General features: G+C 51.9%; 24 protein-coding genes. 21 read left to right on the top strand and 3 right to left on the bottom strand.

What is annotated here, in order from left to right; genetic code table 11:
• Window positions 1-27: 27 nt before the first annotated feature.
• Together KNO75_RS07320 and KNO75_RS07315 are read left to right on the top strand one after the other, a co-directional pair.
• Entirely contained in the window at window positions 28-435 is a 408-nt protein-coding gene (locus KNO75_RS07320; protein ID WP_214793710.1) for a Rok-like winged helix domain-containing protein, read from the top strand.
• A gap of 123 nt (window positions 436-558) precedes the next feature.
• Complete coding sequence (locus KNO75_RS07315) at window positions 559-1611, top strand: glycosyltransferase family 4 protein (protein WP_214793713.1); 1053 nt, start codon at window positions 559-561, stop codon at window positions 1609-1611.
• Between the two features lie 40 nt (window positions 1612-1651).
• Here KNO75_RS07315 and KNO75_RS07310 read toward each other — a convergent pair whose 3' ends face one another.
• Entirely contained in the window at window positions 1652-2659 is a 1008-nt protein-coding gene (locus KNO75_RS07310) for an LCP family protein (RefSeq protein WP_214793717.1), read from the bottom strand.
• A 41-nt stretch (window positions 2660-2700) separates the two neighbouring features.
• The gene (locus KNO75_RS07305; RefSeq protein WP_214820695.1) at window positions 2701-3342 is read right to left on the bottom strand and encodes a YigZ family protein; all 642 of its coding nucleotides are present in this window, start codon (window positions 3340-3342) and stop codon (window positions 2701-2703) included.
• A gap of 179 nt (window positions 3343-3521) precedes the next feature.
• On the opposite strand from KNO75_RS07305, the gene KNO75_RS15135 reads away from it, so the two are divergent.
• The 17 genes from KNO75_RS15135 to KNO75_RS07220 all read left to right on the top strand — a co-directional run bounded on the left by KNO75_RS15135 (window position 3522) and on the right by KNO75_RS07220 (window position 18424).
• Entirely contained in the window at window positions 3522-4646 is a 1125-nt protein-coding gene (locus KNO75_RS15135; RefSeq protein ID WP_214820692.1) for a sensor histidine kinase, read from the top strand.
• A 22-nt stretch (window positions 4647-4668) separates the two neighbouring features.
• A complete protein-coding gene (locus KNO75_RS07295; protein WP_271305325.1) occupies window positions 4669-5361 on the top strand; it encodes a response regulator transcription factor in 693 nt (230 codons plus the stop codon).
• A 95-nt stretch (window positions 5362-5456) separates the two neighbouring features.
• Entirely contained in the window at window positions 5457-6305 is an 849-nt protein-coding gene (locus KNO75_RS07290) for a DegV family protein (protein ID WP_214820689.1), read from the top strand.
• Between the two features lie 51 nt (window positions 6306-6356).
• Window positions 6357-7064: a trehalose operon repressor gene (gene treR, locus KNO75_RS07285; RefSeq protein WP_214786828.1), complete on the top strand. Its 708-nt coding sequence runs from the start codon at window positions 6357-6359 to the stop codon at window positions 7062-7064.
• A 201-nt stretch (window positions 7065-7265) separates the two neighbouring features.
• Window positions 7266-8714, top strand: a complete 1449-nt coding sequence (gene treP / locus KNO75_RS07280; protein ID WP_214820687.1) for a PTS system trehalose-specific EIIBC component — start codon at window positions 7266-7268, stop codon at window positions 8712-8714.
• Between the two features lie 82 nt (window positions 8715-8796).
• On the top strand, window positions 8797-10431 hold the full coding sequence (gene treC / locus KNO75_RS07275) for an alpha,alpha-phosphotrehalase (protein WP_214817316.1): 1635 nt from the start codon (window positions 8797-8799) through the stop codon (window positions 10429-10431).
• Between the two features lie 125 nt (window positions 10432-10556).
• The gene (locus KNO75_RS07270) at window positions 10557-11714 is read left to right on the top strand and encodes a DEAD/DEAH box helicase family protein (RefSeq protein WP_214820685.1); all 1158 of its coding nucleotides are present in this window, start codon (window positions 10557-10559) and stop codon (window positions 11712-11714) included.
• The gene (locus KNO75_RS07265; protein ID WP_214820683.1) at window positions 11711-12379 is read left to right on the top strand and encodes a ComF family protein; all 669 of its coding nucleotides are present in this window, start codon (window positions 11711-11713) and stop codon (window positions 12377-12379) included. Before KNO75_RS07270 ends, KNO75_RS07265 begins: the two co-directional genes overlap by 4 nt.
• Before the next feature lie 18 nt (window positions 12380-12397).
• A complete protein-coding gene (locus KNO75_RS07260) occupies window positions 12398-12784 on the top strand; it encodes a flagellar protein (RefSeq protein WP_214793744.1) in 387 nt (128 codons plus the stop codon).
• A 23-nt stretch (window positions 12785-12807) separates the two neighbouring features.
• Window positions 12808-13059 carry a flagellar biosynthesis anti-sigma factor FlgM gene (locus tag KNO75_RS07255; RefSeq protein WP_074033759.1) on the top strand — a complete coding sequence of 84 codons (252 nt, stop codon included), beginning with the start codon at window positions 12808-12810 and terminating at the stop codon, window positions 13057-13059.
• 114 nt (window positions 13060-13173) lie between these two features.
• Window positions 13174-13530, top strand: a complete 357-nt coding sequence (flgN, locus tag KNO75_RS07250) for a flagellar export chaperone FlgN (protein ID WP_074033757.1) — start codon at window positions 13174-13176, stop codon at window positions 13528-13530.
• 14 nt (window positions 13531-13544) lie between these two features.
• Window positions 13545-15065 (top strand): flagellar hook-associated protein FlgK, encoded by a 1521-nt coding sequence (flgK, locus tag KNO75_RS07245; RefSeq protein WP_214820681.1) that lies wholly within the window; start codon window positions 13545-13547, stop codon window positions 15063-15065.
• A gap of 6 nt (window positions 15066-15071) precedes the next feature.
• Window positions 15072-16013 carry a flagellar hook-associated protein FlgL gene (flgL, locus tag KNO75_RS07240; protein ID WP_214820679.1) on the top strand — a complete coding sequence of 314 codons (942 nt, stop codon included), beginning with the start codon at window positions 15072-15074 and terminating at the stop codon, window positions 16011-16013.
• Between the two features lie 27 nt (window positions 16014-16040).
• The gene (locus KNO75_RS07235) at window positions 16041-16595 is read left to right on the top strand and encodes a DUF6470 family protein (RefSeq protein WP_251126066.1); all 555 of its coding nucleotides are present in this window, start codon (window positions 16041-16043) and stop codon (window positions 16593-16595) included.
• A gap of 15 nt (window positions 16596-16610) precedes the next feature.
• Window positions 16611-17048 carry a flagellar assembly protein FliW gene (fliW, locus tag KNO75_RS07230; protein ID WP_214820675.1) on the top strand — a complete coding sequence of 146 codons (438 nt, stop codon included), beginning with the start codon at window positions 16611-16613 and terminating at the stop codon, window positions 17046-17048.
• Window positions 17048-17275 (top strand): carbon storage regulator CsrA, encoded by a 228-nt coding sequence (csrA, locus tag KNO75_RS07225; RefSeq protein ID WP_074033743.1) that lies wholly within the window; start codon window positions 17048-17050, stop codon window positions 17273-17275. The genes fliW and csrA overlap by 1 nt, the downstream gene beginning before the upstream one ends.
• Window positions 17276-17368: 93 nt before the next feature.
• Window positions 17369-18424, top strand: coding sequence for a GGDEF domain-containing protein (locus KNO75_RS07220; protein ID WP_214820673.1), 1056 nt, complete (start codon window positions 17369-17371; stop codon window positions 18422-18424).
• A 56-nt stretch (window positions 18425-18480) separates the two neighbouring features.
• Here the strand turns inward: KNO75_RS07220 and KNO75_RS07215 are convergent, their stop codons facing one another.
• On the bottom strand, window positions 18481-19395 hold the full coding sequence (locus KNO75_RS07215; protein ID WP_214820664.1) for a YitT family protein: 915 nt from the start codon (window positions 19393-19395) through the stop codon (window positions 18481-18483).
• Window positions 19396-19574: 179 nt separating this feature from the next.
• Here KNO75_RS07215 and KNO75_RS07210 point away from each other — a divergent pair, with 179 nt between their 5' ends.
• Together KNO75_RS07210 and KNO75_RS07205 are read left to right on the top strand one after the other, a co-directional pair.
• Window positions 19575-20435 carry a YitT family protein gene (locus KNO75_RS07210; RefSeq protein WP_214820662.1) on the top strand — a complete coding sequence of 287 codons (861 nt, stop codon included), beginning with the start codon at window positions 19575-19577 and terminating at the stop codon, window positions 20433-20435.
• A gap of 141 nt (window positions 20436-20576) precedes the next feature.
• Window positions 20577-20864, top strand: a complete 288-nt coding sequence (locus KNO75_RS07205) for a putative quinol monooxygenase (RefSeq protein WP_214820660.1) — start codon at window positions 20577-20579, stop codon at window positions 20862-20864.
• The last annotated feature ends 84 nt before the right edge of the window (window positions 20865-20948 follow it).

The raw sequence follows: 20948 nt of genomic DNA, 5'->3' as shown, positions 1-20948 counted from the left end.
TAATTGGATGTAGAAGGGGATTTGTGTATGGAATCTACGAATGTGAATGAGCACATTTACAGAGAATTGATGGAAATCGAGGAATCGTACCGTCAATTACAACGACGTGCGGAATATTTGATCGCGGAACTGAGTCGAGACAAAGAGGAAAAAGACTCAATGACTGATGCATCAAAACGCCTACGTCCACGTCGTGTAAATCAGCGCTATCCGCTCGAAGTATATGTTCATCAAGTGACGGATCTATTGAAAGAGCGTCAGACGATGAGCGTACGTGATATACAGATGGAGCTCGAACTTCGTTACCGTCATCACATCAGCAACATTTACCAATTGATGGTGAAGATTGAAGGGGTGAACCCGGAAATCAAAAAGATTGGCCGCGGCCTCTATACATATGAACCAGCAGAAGAAGTAGCCGTAACATTTTCATAATCTTGAGCCGATGGGGAAGGTCCCATCGGCTTTTTGTTGTAAACGGACTGATATCAACTCATCGATTCAAAATATGATATAATTCGCCAGAGTCTATTTTTTTGAGAGAGGAACTGTCGGCCCATGCTATGGATTGCCATGTTGGTCAGTTTTGTGATGGCCATCTTGATTACACCGCTCGTTCGTCGATTCGCATTCTTCATTGGTGCGGTCGATCATCCGAACGCACGAAAAGTACATTTACGGACGATGCCACGAATCGGTGGTCTGGCGATTTTCATTGCCTTTTTCATCGGCTATGCGTTGCTGCTTCCGACGAGTCGTTATAATGACGCCATCTTGATCGGGGCCGTCGTCATTCTCATTACCGGACTGATCGATGACCGCTTCCAGTTGTCGGCCCGCGTGAAGTTGATGGGGCAGATGATTGCGACGGTCGTCGTTTTGAACTCTGGGATGCGCATCGAGCTCGTCAACCTCCCGTTCGACCAGCAACTGTATCTCGGGTCATGGAGTATCCCGGTCACGGTTCTCTGGCTGATTGGGATCACGAATGCGATCAACTTGATCGATGGGCTCGACGGGCTCGCAGCAGGTGTGTCGAGTATCGCCCTCGGAACGATTGCTGTCCTAGCGATCATTCAAGGGAACGTCTATTTGACGATGATGGCCCTGTTGTTGCTCGCGAGTACACTCGGCTTTCTCGTCCATAACTTCTACCCAGCGAAGATTTTTATGGGGGACACGGGAGCGTTATTTCTCGGATATATGCTTGCCGTCTTCTCGCTGATCGGTTTTAAGAACGTTACATTGTTTTCACTCGTCGTTCCGGTCTTGTTGCTCGGCTTGCCGATCTCGGATACGATTTTCGCGATTGTACGTCGGCTCGTCCAAGGGCGACCTCCGATGTCGCCTGATAAATCGCACATGCACCATCAGTTGATCGACATGGGGTTCACGACACGCCAAGCTGTCTTGCTCATGTATGGGATGACCCTTTTCTTTGGGATCTCTTCGATCTTGTTTGCGAAGACGACGATGATTGGGGCGGTCATCACGTTCGTCGTGGTCCTGATCGTCATTGAATTGATTGTCGAATCGACCGAACTCATTCATCCGAACTATAAACCAATCATCCGTACGTCCCGACGACTTTTGGGTCGTCCGAGGACATAAACAAACGGCCGATATCGCCAAGCGATATCGGCCGTTTTCGTTAGTAAATCGTCGTCTCGGTCATCGAGTCATCTGTCTCATCCGTTGACGGTTCGTCTGCCGTGACGGGCATTCCAAGCTCTGTTTGGAGAAGGGCTTGCGCGTCGCGGAGGTCAGCGGGGTCAAGTTCGTAATAATAGACACCGTTCAACGTCAAATCGGTTCCTTCAAGTGTTTCACGATTGAATGACTTGAGGGATTTCGCATACGGTTGAAGCTGTGAGGCTTCTGACAAGGACATGTTCGTTCGAATATTCTCGCCGACCGCATTCATGATCCGGTTCAACTTGGTGAACGAGTTGATCGTGGTCGCCTCGTTGATGATGGCCTCGATCACTTGTTGCTGTCGACCGGCCCGACCGATGTCACCAGCTGGGTCTTCTTTTCGCATACGGGCGTACGCGAGCGCTTCTTTCCCGTTCAACACTTGCACGCCAGGCTCTAACTCGACGTTCCCGGTCGCTTTTCCGGAGATTGGGATGAGGACGTCGATTTCGACACCTCCGACCGCATCGACGAGGTCTTCGATTCCGTCAAAGTTAATGGTCGCATAGTAGTCGATTGGAATATCGAGCAAATTCTCGACGGTCGCGATCGTTGCATCGATGCCTCCGTACGAATAAGCATGGTTAATCTTGTCTTTGAACGGGTCGCCTTCATCGAGGATAATGTCGACATACGAGTCGCGCGGAATGCTGACGAGTGTCACTTGACGCGATTCCTTGTTGAACGTCGCCACCATCAACGAGTCACTTCGACCTTCTTCGAGTGAGGCGCCGCCATCGACACCTGCTAATAGGACGGAGAAGTGATCTTTCGTCAAGTCGATGGTTTCGTCACGACGTTCTGACTTGTCGCCACGCTCCAACTCTTTGTTTGCATTTTCGGCGGTATCGTTCGCTTTGAAGACAAAATACCCGAAAGCGGAACCGCCGATCAGCAAGACGACACCCAGCACGATGAGGACGATTTTCCAAGGTGACTTTTTCTTGCGTGGGGGTGTTTCCATATGGATTCCTCATTTCAGTTGTTTCTTTTAGTATAGGCGTTTCAGCGTTTGAAATCACGTTCGATGATGCGGATATCGTGAGTTTGTAGTGTACCTTGACCGTTCGTCATGTCTGTCAACCAAGCGAGTGCCGTATCAGTTTCTTCGACGGGTACCGACACGTGGAACGTGACGAGGTCGGCGTAAGAGATGTCGTCGAGCAAGTAGGTGGACTGTCTCAATTCGTTCTCGACTTTGCCGATCCAGGTGTAGTCGACGGTAAGCGTCAATTGCTGCATTTGCAAACGTTCGACAATCCCGATCGCGTCGAGTCCCTCGCTGACGGTTCCACCATATGCCCGGATGAGCCCGCCGCCCCCTAACTTGATTCCCCCAAAGTAACGTGTCACGACGACGACGGTGTCTTTGAGATGACGCTTCCGTAATACCTCGAGCATCGGCATGCCCGCGGTGCCGCTCGGTTCTCCGTCATCGTTCGCTTTTTGATGTTCATTTCGTTTCCCGATGATATAGGCGGAACAGTTGTGGTTCGCGTTCCAATGCTCTTTTTTGATGGCTTGGATGAACGTCTGCGCCTCTTCCTCGGTTTCGACACGTTTGAAGTGAGCGATAAATTTTGATTTTTGTATAACGACTTCGTATGTTCCACTTTGTTTTATAGTATAATTTGACTCAATAGACATTTCTGAAAATTCTCCTTTCTATTTTTGAATATTTTTTTTAGAATTCAAGTAGGCACATACGCTTCACTTAGCGAATGCAATTATAGAAAATCTCTCATGTTCACTGTAAACCTGTTTTAGAGTGGACGATATATAAGGATAGATGAGGATTAACTACCGAACTATTAGGGGATGGCATCGTGAATCATATTACCGATCGGACAGCTTTAGAACATATCATAACAAATATGATTGAAACGGTGACGGAAAGTAAAGAGGAGATTGTCCGTATAACCGAAAGTTCAGCAACTGAATATTCAGCAATTCAAAACGAGTTAAAAGAATTGACGGATAAAATCGAGTTCTACATCGAGGAGTCCGATCGACTCGACCGACTCGTGAAAGCCGCAAAAGCCAAGCTCGTTCAAGTCAGTAAAAAGTTTCATATACATAGTGAGCAAGAAATTCGTGAAGCCTACGAACGGGCGAATCAGATGCAATTGGAACGTTTTCTCGTTCAAAAAGAAGAGATGGCGGCACAGCAACGGCGAAATGATTTAGAGCGGCGTCTTCTTATTTTAGAGGATACGATTGAACGGGCCGAAAAATTGATCGGTCGTGTCAGCGTCGTCTTGAACTTCTTACGAGACGACCTGCAACAAGAATATTCAGACATGATGAAAAAGCAGGAGATGGCCATCGGTGTATTCGAAGCGGCCGAGCGCGAACGGCGCCATCTGGCCCGCGAGATGCACGACGGACCGGCGCAATCGCTTGCCCATATTTTGATACGTGCCGATTTGATTGAAAAGACGTTTGATAAACGAGGGAAAGACGAGGCGTTTGCCGAATTACATGAATTGAAAAAGTTGATTCGTGGAGCACTCGTTGACGTGCGTCGCTTGATTTACGACTTACGCCCGATGTCACTTGACGATTTAGGCTTTTTACCGACGCTTGAGCGCTATCTCCACCAAACGGAGGAGTATACGGCTATCAAGACACGCCTCAACTATCGGGGATCACGCGCCCGTCTACCAGAGAAGTTAGAAATCAACGTGTTCCGTCTCGTACAAGAAGCGGTACAAAATGCGATCAAGCATGCCAAGACGTCAGAGATTATCGTCAATGTCGAACAGGCGAGCGATGTGATTCACCTTCACATCCGCGACTATGGCATCGGTTTCGAGCCGAGTACGATTGGCGAAGAATCATTTGGGATTGTCGGGATGCGTGAACGAATTGAGTTGGTGAGCGGAAGTATCACCATTGACTCGGAAGTCGGCAAGGGGACGGTCGTCCGGATGTCGATTCCGATTCCGTGAGAGAACAAGGGGGAAGACATACATGGAAATGACACAGACACGCATTGCAATCGTGGATGATCACGAACTGTTCCGCGAAGGATTGAAGCGGATTTTTGATTTAGAAGATGAATTTACGGTCGTCGCAGAAGGGCGTACGGGTCGCGAGGCGATTCGCATCGCTGGCGAACAAAAACCGGAAATCATGATCTTAGACATCAACATGCCGGACATGAACGGCATCGAGGCGACGAAACAACTGTCTCTCCTTTCACCGGAGACACGCGTCCTCATTCTCTCGATCCATGATGACGAATCGTATATCACGCATGCGCTCGAAGCGGGTGCGTCTGGTTTTCTATTAAAAGAAGTGGCGTCGACCGAATTGATTTCGGCGGTCCGCGCCGTCGCTCGGGACGGGGCTTACCTTCATCCGAAAGTAACGACGAACGTCTTGAAAGAATACCGTCGTCTCTTACAATTCAAAGGGGAGCAAGCGGGTCGTGGCGTCGAGAGTCGCACAGATGATCCAGTGTACCAATTGTTGTCACGTCGCGAGGTAGAGGTGTTGCACCTTCTCGCGGACGGTCGGTCGAACCGAGATATCAGTGACATGTTGTTCATCAGTGAGAAAACGGTTAAAAACCATGTGTCCTCTGTCCTCCGTAAAATGGATGTGAATGACCGGACGCAAGCGGTCGTTGATGCGATTCGCCGAGGTTGGGTCGAGATTTGAGCGTCACCGATGCTTTACCTCGTTTTTGTGTTACAATATGGAATGGAATCCTAACATAATTGGAAAAATGAAACGACGTAAAGTGAGGATATAGTATGGGAAACATTGCGATTTTAACCGACAGTACCGCCTATCTGTCGGATGATTTTTTGGCACGACATGACGTCCATGTCGCACCACTCAGTGTCATCTTCGATGGCGCGTCGTACCGCGAGTCAATCGATATGTCGACAGAGGCGTTTTATGAGCGAATCGAGGCAGGCAAACTACCGACGACGTCGCAGCCGGTCATCGGTGAGACGGTCGAGTTGATTGAAAACTTGCCAGACGATGTGACGGATGTGATCGCCATCACGCTATCAAGTGGCATCAGCGGAACGTACCAATCGATGGTCGCGATAAATGATATGGTCGATGTGACCGTTCATGCGTTTGACTCAGAGATTTCTTGTATGCCGCAAGCATTTCTTGTGGAAGAGGCGTTAAACCTCCGTGACAAAGGAGCGACACCGGAAGAGATTATCGCCCGACTCGAGACGGTCCGTGATTCGATTCGCGCCTACTTCGTCGTCGATGACCTCGACCATCTACAACGTGGTGGACGATTGAGCGCCGCGCAAGCGCTCGTCGGCTCGTTCTTACAAATCAAGCCGGTCCTACACTTCCAAGACAAATTGATCGTCCCGTTTGAGAAGATTCGTACGTATAAGAAGGCTGTGCGTCGAATCGAAGAAATGATGGACGAGTCGATTGCCGGAGACGGTGAGGGATACTGTATCGGAATCATTCACGCTAACTGCCCGGAGCGTCAGGCGGAAGAAATCGCTTCGATGAAACAGAAATTCCCGAAAGCACACATCTCGGGAAGCCATTTCGGTCCGGTCATCGGAACGCATCTCGGACCTGGTGCAATCGGCATCACTTGGTATCGTCGCGAATGGTAAACCAAAAGACGACCGTTTCCGGTCGTCTTTTTCAATGGAGGAGGGAATGCGATGGCGAAATATCGCCAAATATTTGAGCGCTTGGCAGAAGAGATGCGCAACGGCACGAGACCTGCAGATTCGAAACTTCCGTCTGAGACGGAATTGATGCATCAGTTCGAGGCAAGCCGGGGAACGGTCCGCAAGGCGCTCGATCTGTTGCAAGAGAACGGTTATGTCCGGAAGCATCACGGGAAAGGCGTCTTCGTGTTGAAACGTGACCAGATCGAGTTTCAATTCAACGGCATCGTCAGTTTCTCGGAAGTGTACGCCAGCATGCTCGGTCGTTCCATTCAGACGCACGTTGCGGCGTTCGAAGAGATGGAGGCCCCACCTTGGCTCGTCGAACGGATGAACTTGAAGGCGGGGACACATGTGTTTCGCATCGAGCGGGTCCGGAACTTTGACGGGGAAAACGTCATCTTAGACATCAACTATTTCGTCAAAGACCTCGTCCCTGGATTAACAGAAGAGATTGCCGCTCGTTCCATCTATGGATATATCGAAGGTGAACTCGGTCTGCAAATCAGCTACGCCAAACGGAAAATCGCGGCGGAAGACGTGACTGAGCTCGACCGGATGCGTCTCGATTTGCACGACTATGAGTACGTCATCGTCATCACGAACGATACGTTCTTATATGAAGGGCAGCAATTTGAATATACGGAGTCACGTCACCGCTTGGATAAATTTCAGTTCAGTGATGTTGCTCGGCGCTAGACCTCTTTCGAACTGGAAGAGGTTTTTTTGTTTGACGGAGAATGGATAAGGGGATTTTTTACATGAATAATCACTAGAATGTTTCTTGATAACTTGTATATATAAGTTGTTGACGTAACTTATATAGATAAGTTATACTTTGTTTGTACTCATAAGTAACCGTTTTCATTAATCGTTTTCAAACAAAGGAGGACATTAAACATGAAGGCAGATTATCGTCAAATTGCCGCGGATATTTTAGAAGCGATCGGCGGCAAAGACAACGTGGACAAAGCCGCACACTGTGTGACGCGTCTCCGTCTCTCGCTCAAAGACCAGTCAAAAGTCGATGAGGCACGTGTGAAAGAAGTCGATCTCGTCAAGGGGGCGTTCGAGAACTCTGGCGTGTATCAAATCGTTATCGGAGCCGGCGATGTCGATCGCGTCTATGCCGAGTTCATCAAACTCGCGGGACTCGAGGCGGCAACGGTCGCCGAGGTCAAATCCGCAGGCGGCAAAAAAATGAATCCGCTTCAAAAACTCGTCAAAGTCTTCTCTGACGTCTTTATGCCAATCATTCCAGCCATCATCGTGGCCGGTCTCCTCATGGGGATCAACAACTTACTTGCTTCAGAAGGCCTCTTCATCGAAGGGCAGACGCTCATCGAGGCTTATCCGAACCTACAAGGACTTTGGGACCTGATCAACATGATGGCGAACACGTCATTCGTCTTCTTACCGGCACTCGTCGGATGGTCGGCGACGAAACGTTTCGGCGGAAGCGAAGTACTCGGGATCGTCATGGGTCTCTTGCTTGTCCACCCGGACCTCTTGAACGCATGGGGCTACGGGACGGCAGCACTTGAAGGCGAAGTACCGACATTCGATATCCTCGGACTGTTCGAGATCGAGAAAGTCGGATACCAAGGTCAAATCTTGCCGGTCCTCGCCGCGGCTTATATTTTGAGCCAAATTGAGATGTTCTTGAAAAAACGTGTACCGAACGCGATTCAACTCTTGGTCGTTCCGATCACGACAATCGTCGTCACTGGATTCCTCGCACTCGCAATCGTTGGACCGGTCACACGCGGAATCGGGAACTTGATTGCGACAGGACTCGTCAACACGTTTGAAGCGGTACCAGTCGTCGGGGCACTCCTCTTCGGATTGTTCTATGCACCACTCGTCGTCACAGGGATGCACCACTTGTTCATCGCCATCGACCTTCAGTTGATTGCCGATACAGGCGGTACGTTCATCTGGCCGATGATCGCACTCTCTAACATTGCCCAAGGTTCTGCTGCACTTGCGATGTTCTTCGTCTACAAGCACAACGCGAAGCAAAAGAGCATGGCATCGACTTCAGCCATCTCTGCCTACTTCGGAATCACAGAGCCGGCCATGTTCGGGGTCAACTTACCAAATAAATTCCCGTTCTACTCAGCGATGATTGGGTCAGCGATCGCAGCCATCTTCATCACATTGAATGATGTGCAAGCAATCGCCATCGGTGTCGGAGGACTCCCAGGATTCCTCTCCATCTTCACAGACAAAATCCTTCTCTTCATCGTCGGCATGGTCATCGCAATCATCGTGCCGTTCGCGCTCACGTTCATCTTGTCGAAGCGCTACATGAAGAAAGGTGAAATCGAAGAAAACAAAGTCGCATAAGCATTGACTCGGGAGGGAGGGACGGCAGTTCTTCCCTCTTTCTTATTGAAATGAAAACTCTTACAAAAAGGAGATGTCGTTGATGACACAGAAAAATTGGCGCAAATCAGTCGTCTATCAAATTTACCCGAAAAGTTTTTACAGTCCGGAAGGGAACGCGACCGGATCGATCAAAGGGGTGACGGCGAAGCTAGATTACTTGGCAGAACTCGGCATCGAATACATTTGGATGACGCCTGTCTATCAGTCACCTCAACACGATAACGGCTATGACGTGAGTGATTACTATGCCATCGACCCTTCATACGGTACGATGGAAGACCTCGACGAATTGATCCGTGAGGCAGAGGCGCGGGGCATCGGCCTTATGATGGACATCGTCGTCAACCACTCGTCGACCGACCATGAATGGTTCCAAAAGTCACTATCGGGAGACGAACGATACCGTGACTACTACATCTGGCGTGACGAGCCGACGAACTGGGAATCGAAGTTCGGTGGGAACGCGTGGGAATATGATGAGAAGAGCGGACAATACTATCTCCATCTGTTCGACGTGACCCAGGCCGACTTGAACTGGGAGAACGAGCAGATGCGTGAAGACGTCTATGAGATGATGCGCTTCTGGCGCGAGAAAGGGATCAAAGGGTTCCGTCTCGACGTCATCAACTTGATCTCAAAAGAACAAGACTTCCCAGAGGATGAGTCGGACGGCCGGAAATTCTATACGGACGGTCCACGTATCCACGAATATTTGAAAGAGATGAACCGAGAGGTGTTCGACGGTCATGACGTCATCACGGTCGGTGAGATGTCGTCGACGACGCTTGACCACTGTGTGCGTTATTCGAACCCGGACGAGAACGAGCTCAGCATGACGTTCAGCTTCCACCACTTGAAAGTCGACTATCCGAACGGCGAGAAATTCGTCGCGGCACCGTTTGACTTCATCCAATTGAAAGACATCATGTCGACGTGGCAACAAGGGATGCACGGAAAGGGATGGAACGCCATCTTCTGGTGCAACCACGACCAACCGCGTGTCGTCAGCCGTTTCGGGAACGACACGAACCATCGCGTCGAGAGCGCGAAGATGCTCGCGACCGTGCTCCACGGGCTCCAAGGGACACCTTATATCTATCAAGGGGAAGAGATCGGGATGACGAATCCTGGTTTTGACGACTTGAATGAGTATCGAGACATCGAGACGCTCAACAACTATAAGTTGAAACGCGAAGAGGGTGTGTCGCATGAAGACATGATGGCGGCCATCAAACAAAAGTCACGCGACAACTCGCGGACGCCGATGCAGTGGGATGCGACGACGCATGCCGGTTTCACGGATGGCACACCGTGGATCAATGTCGCACCGAACTATCAAGACGTGAACGTCGAAGCGGCGCTCGATGACCCGAACTCGGTGTTCTACCACTACAAGAACTTGATTGCGTTACGAAAAGAACTTGACGTCTTGACGGACGGGGACTACACGCTCCTCACGCCTGATTCTCTAGACGTTTGGGCATATACACGGAAGACCGACCGCGAGGAGCTCCTCGTCGTCGCCAACTTCTATGGAACCGAAACGACGTACACGATCCCGGAAGATTTCGAGCGGGTGAGCGTCGTCAGCCACAACTACGACGTGCCTGAGCTCGACGGGACGACGTTGTCCCTTCGTCCATACGAGGCGATCATGTTCTACAAACAGAAATAAGCAAGTGGGACCCGACTTTTTCGTCGGGTCCTATTTGTGTTTAGCCGATTGGTTGTCCTTCATAAGCTGAGTCGCAGTCGCGTCTCCAATTTGCTAGTGTGAAAGGAAAAAAGGAGCAAGGAAATATGGGGGAACTCATCGTCGCATCAAACGGGACCCGTGCCATCCGTTTCGGCATCTGCCAACGCTGCCTCAGCACGAACGTCCGGACCTTTACCTGTCATCACGGCTCGTGTGCCTACTGCCGGAACTGTCTGTATCTCGGACGCGTCTGTCGCTGTGACTTTTTAGAAGAAAGGGACATCACGACTCCACCCGAGACGACCGAATTGACGATGCCGTTCGAACTCGCACCCGCCCAAACGCGGGTCGCGAATCAGTTGCTCGCTTGGTGGGACGACCGCAAGACCGGGCTCGTACACGCGGTGTGTGGGGCCGGGAAGACCGAGATGACGTTCCCAGTGATCGAGCGGGTCGTCAATGAAGGGAAACGGGTGTTGATTGTATCCCCACGGAAAGATGTCGCCCTTGAATGGGTGGAACGACTCGAACAGGCATTCACCGTACCCGTCACGAGACGATACGGAGGCGGGGAAAAAGATTCCATCGGGATGATCACCGTCGCGACCGCGCCGTTACTACTCAATCTACGTCATGTGTTCGACTATGTGTTCGTCGATGAGTCCGATGCTTTCCCGTTCGCCTTTGACGTCACGTTATGGCGCACCATCCTTCGTGTCGGGAAAGGGGTGTTTGTCTTCATCACGGCGACCCCGACCGTATGGCAACAGATGGTTTCGACGGTCCATCTGTCTCGACGTTATCACGGTTTCGATTTACCCGTGCCGACACTCGTCAAACAGACCGATGAGCGACTCTTCGACTTCTGTCGACGTCATGCATCGAAACCACGTCTCTTGTTCGTACCGACGAAGCCTGATCTGGAGCGGTATCAAAAGACGTTAGAAGACGCAGGATTTACGTGTCGGATTGTGTCTGCCGAGACCGAGGAGCGGACCGATGCGCTTCACTGGCTCCAAGAGACGAACGGGATCGTCCTCGCGACATCAATCTGGGAGCGGGGGATGACGGTTCGGGACGTGCAGGTCGGGGTGCTTGAGAGTGAGCATCGGCTCTTCTCGACACGTGGGCTCATCCAAATGGCGGGACGGGCCGGGCGAAAACCGGATGCGCCGACAGGAGAGGTCTGTTTCTTTTACGGGGAGCGGACGTTTCGACAGGACCTTGCCATTCGGGCGATCCAGAAGGCGAACAGACGATGAACTGTCTCCTTTGTCATCAACCGATGACCGTCCCGTGGACACCAGCCACGTTATGGAAACGTGACTGGGTGTGCCCATCGTGTGAGGACCGACTGACACCGCTCCATGCAGGCTGTCCGCGTTGTGGTCAACCGAACGAGACTGGTGAGACGTGCCCGGACTGTATCCGCTGGCTCGCACTCGGGTTGGATTTGACTGTTCATTGTCTATACGCGTATGACGAGGCGGGTGTAGAATGGCTACATCGCTTCAAGTTCAGTGGAGACGTCGCCATCGCCGCGTCGGTCGCACCAGTGCTTCGTACGCTAAGAGAACCGGGCGTGACGTATGTACCCGTCCCGCTCAGTGATGACCGACTCCGATTACGTCGCTTCAATCAAGCTACACTGCTCGCGCAAAAAATCGGTCCGACCCGGCAACTGATTGAAAAGAGCGAGGTTTCAAGTCAACGCGAACTCGGGAAAGAAGAAAGACGACACCGAACGAATCCTTTCACTGTACCAACTTCAGTGAAATGTAGGAAAATCATTCTTGTAGACGACGTCTATACGACGGGGACGACGCTCCATCAGGCAGCATTTTCGTTACGGCAGGCGGGTGCCACAGAAGTTTCTGCGATTTGCTTATTTCGGGCGCTAAACAAATCAAAAACGCGTCCGATATAAAGAGCAGAGGTGAAACCAATGGATGCAGCATCTTGCCAAATGTGCGGACGCTTGTTTATGAAACAAGGCCGCTCGCCTTATTGCCCATCATGTAGTGAAGTCGACTTCCAAAACTTTTTGAAAGTCCGTGACTTCATTCGTGAACCAGAAAACAAATCAACGAACATCGGCACCCTCGTCGAAGCGACAGGTGTGTCAGAACTTGATATCACGCGATATATCCATGAAGGACGCCTGATCATCAAGGACAACCCGGAACTCTTGGTCGGCTGTGTACGTTGCGGTCAACCGACGAACGAAGGGAAAGTGTGTTCGAACTGCCAGAGAGATATGCAGAAGGAACTGTCTAGTCTACAAGAGAGCTTGACGAAATCGTCATCTGCTCGCGCTTATCGTTTGGATTAACATCATGAAGAGGGGGAAGACGCATGCGCATCGATTCAGCCAAGTGGGTACACTTACCGAACACTTATGAAAAGAAAACGCAAGTCGAGCCGAAGCCCGCGCCATCACGCCAAACGGACCAATTGTCAATCTCGGCGGAAGCCCGCGCCCGGTTTGAAGAACCGGTGAAACATCCGGACCGTCTCGCAAAAATCGACGCTTTGAAAGCAGAGATTGATGCGGGCACGTATTCACGGGACGCGCGTGAAATCGCCAAACGCTTTCTACAAGGATGAATGGAAGCGAGGTCCGTTTGAGGCCTTCGCACTGAATAACACGGCACGGAAGCTGACTAAATAAGGGGCACCCCTTTCTTTAGTCGGCTCTTTTTTTGAGAAAAGGAGAGACTCATGCTCACATTACATAAACGTTTACTCGAATTGGCCTATACGAAAGAACAGCTGCTCGTTCAAAATGACATGGCCGCTTTTAGCGCGCTCGTCAAAGAAGAGGCGAAACTCGTCCGACAAATCTCACAAAAAGAAGCAGAACGACTTCAAGGGACGTATGAATTGGACGATGAAGAGATAGAGGAACTGAGACCGGTCTTGTTCGAGTTGAAGCGTCAGAACGAATTGAACGCGTCACTTCTCGAACAGTCCCTTCGTTATATTACCTGGCACTTGGACATGCTCTTGCCAGAAGCAGATGATTTCACATACGGACAACAGGCGTTTGAAACACGCTCGTTCAGCCGTGACGTTTAAGGAGGAAGTACAGAATGGGTTCAACATTTATGGGATTAGAGACGGCGCGTCGCAGTCTGACGACACACCAGTGGGCGCTCCAGGCGACGGGGAACAACGTGGCGAACGCCTCAAACCCTGGCTATTCACGCCAACGTCTCACCCTCGGGATGACGGAACAACTCTCGGTCAACTTCGGTGGCACGAAAGCCGGACAATTCGGGACTGGGGTGCGTGGGGAGACACTCGCTCGGATTCGCGATCTCATGATCGACCAACAGTATCGGGACGAATCGGTGAAGAACGCGTTCTATGCGACGAAAGAGGCGGCGTTCGGTCGGATGGAGGACATCATCAACGAACCGTCTGAGAACGGTCTCGCCAAATCGCTCGACTTGTTCTGGGCATCGCTCCAAGACTTGTCGGTCAACCCGGACGATACAGGTGCACGAAGCGTCGTCCGCCAGCGGGCAATGACGCTCGCCGAGACGTTCAACTATATGTCTTCGTCGCTGACGAAAGTGCAAGATGACTTGAAAGCAGAAGCGGGCGTCGTGTCGAAAAAGATCAACGACCTGTTGACGAAAATCAATAACGTGAACCGTCAAATCGGAGACGCGGAACCACTCGGCGTCCTACCGAACGAGCTGTATGACGAGCGTGACCGTTACATGGACGAGCTCTCGCAATATATCGAGTTCGAGCGTGTGCCCGTCGATTACTTGAACGGTGAGACACGCGGGAACTCGCAACGCGTCGCAGAAGGACGGATTGATATCCAAATCAGCGTGCCGGGAAATCCAAACCCGATCAAATTGGTTGACGGGATCTCCGGCGGCGTCGGGGAAATGACCGAGTCGACGTATCGTGCGGCAGATGCGACGACACCTGAGACGATGACGCTCCAAGACATGCCGAACGGTAAGTTGCGAGCGCTCGTTGAGATGTACGGAAGCCAAACGGGTCCTGAAGCGGCGGACGGGGCGTATACGAAGATGCTCAAAGACTTAGATGAGATGGCGAGCGTGTTCGCGACGGCGTTCAACGATGCACATATGACGAACAAAGATGCGTCAGGGACGGAGGGGCGAAACGATTTCTTCGTGAACTCAGGAACGAATACGAACGCCGATATCACGGCGTCTACGATTAAAGTGAACGAGACGTTCATGAGTAACCTCGATTTGATCGCCGCCTCGAAAGACGGCAATATCGGGGACGGGAGCGGTGCGCTCGAACTCGCACGCCTAAAAGAGATGGCCTTAAGTTTTGCCGGGTCGGCCACGACGACGACTTCGATCGGGAAGTACTATCAGAACGTCATCGGAAACATGGCGGTCGAGGCGAGCCAGAACGCGAACCTCGCGAAGAGTACGTTCGCCCTCTTGAGTAGCTCGGACCAGCGCCGCCAGTCGGTGAGTGCGGTCTCGCTCGATGAAGAGATGACGATGATGATCCAATATCAACATGCATACAATGCGGCGGCACGTAACATCACGGCCGTCGACGAGATGCTCGACAAAATCATTAACGGCATGGGTGTCGTTGGGAGGTAATGACTGATGCGTGTCACACAGACGATGCTCACACAGACGAACTTGAAACACTTATCGAGTAGCTATAACACGCTCGCCCGCGTCCAGGAACAACTAATCAGCGGGAAACGGATCCAAAAGGCATCGGAGGACCCGGTCGTCGCGATGCAAGGCATCCGATATCGGACCGAGGTGCGTGAAGTCGACCAGTTCCGTCGCAACGTCAGCGAGGCGACAAGTTGGATGGATATGACGGACTCGACATTGAACGAGGTCACGGAAGCTGTCAAACGGATCCGTGAGTTGACGACGCAAGCTGCGAACGATACGTACGAGTCGTCGCAACGCGCAATCATCAAGAGTGAGGTCGACCAGTTAATCGAACATATCGGCTCACTCGCCAACTCGAAGGCGGGCGAGAAATATATTTACAACGGGACGAAAACGGACGAACCGTTGATTGATATGGATAAGCTGAAAGCATATTTGGCTGACCCGAGTGCGACGCCAGACGTGAATTCGATTTACACAGATGTTGCTGGCGCACCGACCGCGACTGGAAAAATCGAGTTCGAAGTCTCAAAAGGAATCACGATGCAAGTGAATATGCAGCCAGAGACCGTCTTCGGAAGAGAACTCTTCGAAGGGTTGAAACAATTGAGCGGCTTGCTCGCCGATGAGAACACGGGTGGTGCTGATTTGTCGGCCCAGCTCGAGACGCTCGATACGATCGGTCAGAACTTGATCACGGAGCGGTCAGAGCTCGGGGCCCGGGCGAACCGTTTGGAGCTCGTCGACAACCGTCTACAAGACCACGAGATCATCGCCAAGACAATCATGTCCGACAACGAAGATATCGACGTCGAGAAAGTCATCATGGAGTTGAAGTCGCATGAGACGGTCCACCGTGCGGCGCTCTCGGCAGGGGCTCGAATCATTCAACCGACCCTCCTTGACTTCCTCCGGTAATCGGTCATGAATCTCGCGAGACTTGAAATGCGGCAAACCTTTGCCGCCATCCAGATGACGTCGAACCGACCAGTGCTCGAGATGCGTCAAGGTCGGGCGGACATGTCGATGAAGCAAGGCAAGGCCGAGATGACGCAACAGACGACTCAAGGGAAACTTGACATCGACTCCTCAGTTGCTCGGAGTGAGAGTAACCTGAAAGGCGCGCTCGAACTCGGAAGATCGTTCGGACAGATGGGGGAACAAGGGGCTCGCGAGGCGATGGCGAACATTGCCCGTGAAGGGGACCGTCTCATGCGCATCGAGAACGGGAACCCGATCCCTTCAATCGCTGCAGAGAAAGTGAACGACCCGTATCCGATCGTCGAGATGGGTTATATGCCGAAATCGATTGACCGTGTCAAGTTGACGTATACGCCCGCGGATGTGAAAATCGAATGGAATATCACACCGCCCCAGATTGATGTATCGCTCACACCGGCTGACATCTCGTTCACGCCATGGACGACGGACATTTCCCTCCGTCAACAGGCGTCACTCGACATATGGCCGGTCGGTGGGATGTATGATGAAACGCGTTGAAAGTGAGGACAATCCATGTTCATTGAAACAGACTACTTTGGCAAGATTGAAATAAATGAAGCGGAGACGATCACATTCGTCAGTGAGATCCCAGGATTCCCGGACTCGAAGACGTTCGTCTTGATTCCATACGGGGAAGAGTTGCCGTTCTGGTCGCTCCAGTCAATTGAAGAGAAGGCGTGCGCGTTCGTCGTGACGAATCCGTTCTGGCATAAGTCGGACTATTCGTTTGAATTGTCGGACGGGGCGAAAGACCAGCTCGGGATTGCGGAAGCAGAACATGTCTCCGTCTACTCGATCGTCACGCTCCGTGAGCCGTTCGATGCGTCGACGCTCAACTTGAAGGCACCGATCGTCATCGAGACGAAAGAACGACGCGGGAAGCAAGTCATCTTAGATGACGCCTACCCGGCCCGTTATCCGCTCGGCGGCACGAAAGCGGAGGTGCGCTGATGCTCGTATTGAAACGGAAACAAGGCGAGGCAATCCACATCGGGGACGACGTGACGCTCACTGTTCTCGCCATCGAGGGCGACCAGGTGAAGCTCGGCATCGATGCCCCGCGCCATATCGATATCCATCGTCATGAAGTGTACATTCAGATGCAAGAAGAGAACGAGTCGGCACGAGATAGTGCCAACTTGATGAAACAGATGATCAAAAAGCAGTCGGAAGCGTGAGCTTTCGACTTTTTTTGTAAATATAGAATGTAAGGGTGACATTTTTCACCTAGTTGGGATAGGATGGAAACGGAAAGGGAAGGAGGGGAATCGATGGGAATGGTCATCAACCAGTTTTTTATTAATATCAGTATCATCTTTTTACTCATGTCGCTCACGTTATACGTGATGCGGACGGTCTTACCGATTCAACCGTCCTCCCCATTGTTCGTCCGTTTTTGGTTCGGGGTGTCGAATGGATTGACGGCGATCTTGTTGACCTTAAACGCCATCGAGCTTGGCGATGCGAGGATTGACCTCCGTCTCATCCCAATCGCCTTATCGGCGACGTACGCCGGACCGTTTGGTGCCGTCGTCACGCTCGCGCTCATCTTTATCGGGCGCATGACCTTGCATGGGATGAGTGCCCCGTTCGTCGATTCGATCCTTATGTTTGTCGTCTTATACATATTTTCGCTCCTCCTCTCGAGTGTGCCGATGCATCGGTCGCGAGGATATGCCGTCTATGTTGGGTTCGGTGCGCTCCTCGTTTTGATTCGCGTGACCGGTAGTGTGGATGCGATGGTGTTCGTGAATGTCTTTATCCCGTACTTCCTCATGCTGTCGCTCGGGGCGTGGCTCTGTTACTGGGGGGCGAAAAAGCTTGAGACGCATTTATGGATGTTCCTTCTGCATACGCATCGGGCGACCGTCGATGAATTGACAGGACTACCGAACCGTTACCGGACGCTTGAACAGATGAATGAACTGGAGATGTCTGGGAAACCGTGGACGTTACTCGTCATCGATGTCGATCACTTCAAGCAGTTGAACGATACATATGGTCATCTAGCAGGAGATGCCGCACTCCGTCATATCGGTCAGACCCTCGAGCGGCACTGTCCGTCAGGCGGGTTCGTCGGTCGTTACGGCGGGGAGGAGTTCTTGCTCGTGATTGAAGGTAATGAAAGGGCGAAAGAAATGGCCGAATCGTTAGTCGAGACCGTGCGCCACACGACGTTCGAATGTCAGGGAGAGGTCATCCCGATGACCGTCTCGATCGGTGCCGCGGTCGCCGAGCACGAACCGAGCATGGTCGTGTTCGAACGGGCGGACGAGGCTTTATATGATGCGAAACGGAATGGACGGGACCAGGTCCGTTTCGCCTAAAAAATCCCCTATAACCGTTGGCGATGTGTGTCCAGCGGTTATAGGGGATTTCACGTTTAGTGAATGTTTTTCTTCTTGAACTGTCCGCCCCGGACGTCGTGAATATTTCCGATGGCGAGGAACGCTTTCTCGTCATAGTCGTCGAGGATGTCTTTTAGTTTCGTCTCCTCAAGTCGGCTGATGACCGTGAAGACGACTTTCTTCCCGTCCCCGGTGTAGGCACCTTCCCCGTGGAGATACGTCACGCCCCGACCGAGCCGGTCCATGATGGCTTGGCCGATCTCTTCCGGTGCGGTCGTGATGATCCACGCCGCCTTCGACTGGTCAATTCCTTCTAAGACAACGTCAATCGTCTTGAAGGCGATGAAGTACGTGAGGAGCGAGTACATCGCCCGGTCCCAGCTGAAGACGAAGCCGGCCGTCCCAAGGATGAAGATGTTGAAGAACATGACGATTTCCCCGACGGAGAACGGTAATCGGTTCGTGAAGGCGACGGCGAGAATTTCGGTCCCGTCGAGCGATCCACCGGCGCGGATGACGAGCCCGATGCCGGCCCCGAGCAAGAAGCCGCCGAAGACGGTCGACAACAAGAGGTCATCTGTGAACGGTTTGATGTCATGCAGAACGATCGTGAACGCCGACATGAGGAGGATGGCCGTCAACGTGACGACGGCGAACGTCTTCCCGATTTGTCGATAGCCGAAGTAGATGAACGGCAAGTTGAAGAGGACGAGCCAGATGGCGAGTTTCGTCTCCGTCAAATACGACACGATGATTGAGACCCCGACGATCCCGCCGTCGATGATCTGGTTCGGAACGAGGAACGCTTCCAGCCCGACCGCGAAGACGAGGGAACCGAGTAGCAAGAGGACGGCTTTCGCAAACAGTTCGGACGCCTTGATCGGATTATGTTCGCGCCTTAAGCGCTGCACTTCCTCCGGTGTCGGGGAAGGCATGGGTGTACGCTGCATACGTGGTGCCCCCTTTCCATTTTCTTCAGTATACCAAAACGAGTCGAGGCAAAATCATTTGAGACAGAGAATCTGACATGAATATTCAGAATAGATTGATGATTCCTTGTAAATTATTTCGATATTGTTTTGTGATAGGCTAAAAAAGTTGTTGAAACTGAGAAGGAGGTCAATGAAACATGAAACGAGAGAATAAAGCCTGGTTGATGGGATTTCAAATCTTCATGAACATCATCGGCGGACTCATCGCGGCGTACGGGTTGGAGTCCGTCCTCATCCCGAATAACGTGTCGGACGGGGGCGTCACCGGCATCAGTATCGTCGGGTCGCAGCTGACGGGGTTGCCGCTCGGAATCTTCATCGGGATCCTCAATATCCCGTTCATCTACCTTGGCTATAAACAGATTGGAAAGAGCTTCGCCATCCTTTCGGTCACGGGGATCGCATCGTTGTCCGTCGGTACGGTGATCATGCACCGTGTACCGACCATCATCGAGGGCGACGCGCTCCTTATCACCGTGGTCGGCGGAATCATCCTCGGGTTCGGGATGGGGATATCCCTTCGTAACGGGGGGGCGCTCGACGGGATTGATATGCTGGCCGTCCTTTTGTCCCGTAAATTGCCGTTCGGGACGAGTGACTTGATTCTATTTTTGAATACGTTCGTCTTTATCGTCGTCTCGACGGTGTTCGGGCTTCAAGGGGCCGTCTTGTCCGCGATCGCCTACTTCATCGCATCCAAAGTGATACATATTGTCGAAGAGGGATTGAGCGGGGCGAAGACGTTCAAGATCATCACGAGTGAACCGCATGAAATGGTCGAGACGATTCGGGATCGTCTCGGACGGAGCGCCACCTTGAATCAGATTCAAGGTGCGTATTCAAAAGAGAGCTATTACGAAATTACGTGCGTCATCAACCGGCTCGAAGAACGAAAGATCAAAGACATCATCGATGATGTCGACCCGAAAGCGTTCGTCGTCGTGTATGAAGTGACGGAGGTCAAGGGCGGGAATTTCCAAAAACGCGATATTCACTAACGGATGGCCACGAGCTGTCCGTTTTTTGTTTGACCGGGAAACGTGCGCCGCGAAAACATTCCGCATGTGCGAAGCGTCCATGCAGGAAAACGGACATGGGAAGTGGAATGAGTCGATGCAAGGGAAAGGGGAGGATGGAGCATGTATGCACTGATCGGGAAGCTCGTCACGAAAGCGGGACAACGGGACCGACTCGTGGCGATTTTATCGGAAGCGGCACGGGAGATGGAGGCGACGTCGGACTGTGAATCGTATCGGGTCCACGTATCGCTCGACGAGGCGGACACGGTGTTCGTCTATGAAGTGTGGCGGAGTGAGGATGCGCATGCGGCGTCGTTGTCGCTTGCTGAAGTGAGGGCGTATATCGATCAGGCGAAGCCCATCCTCGAGCGGATGGAGCAAATCGCCGCGCTCGAACTGCGGACGTGACGGAATCATCGAATCAACAGGCGGATGACTACGTGTCGTCCGTCTTTTTTGCAGGAGAAAGAGGTGGATACCGAGAACAAGACA

The organism is Exiguobacterium sp. s35, assembly GCF_018617535.1.
GTDB lineage: Bacteria > Bacillota > Bacilli > Exiguobacteriales > Exiguobacteriaceae > Exiguobacterium > Exiguobacterium aestuarii.
The sequence above is the reverse complement of the archived record's forward strand: the minus strand, read 5'-3'. Positions and strand labels throughout refer to the sequence as shown.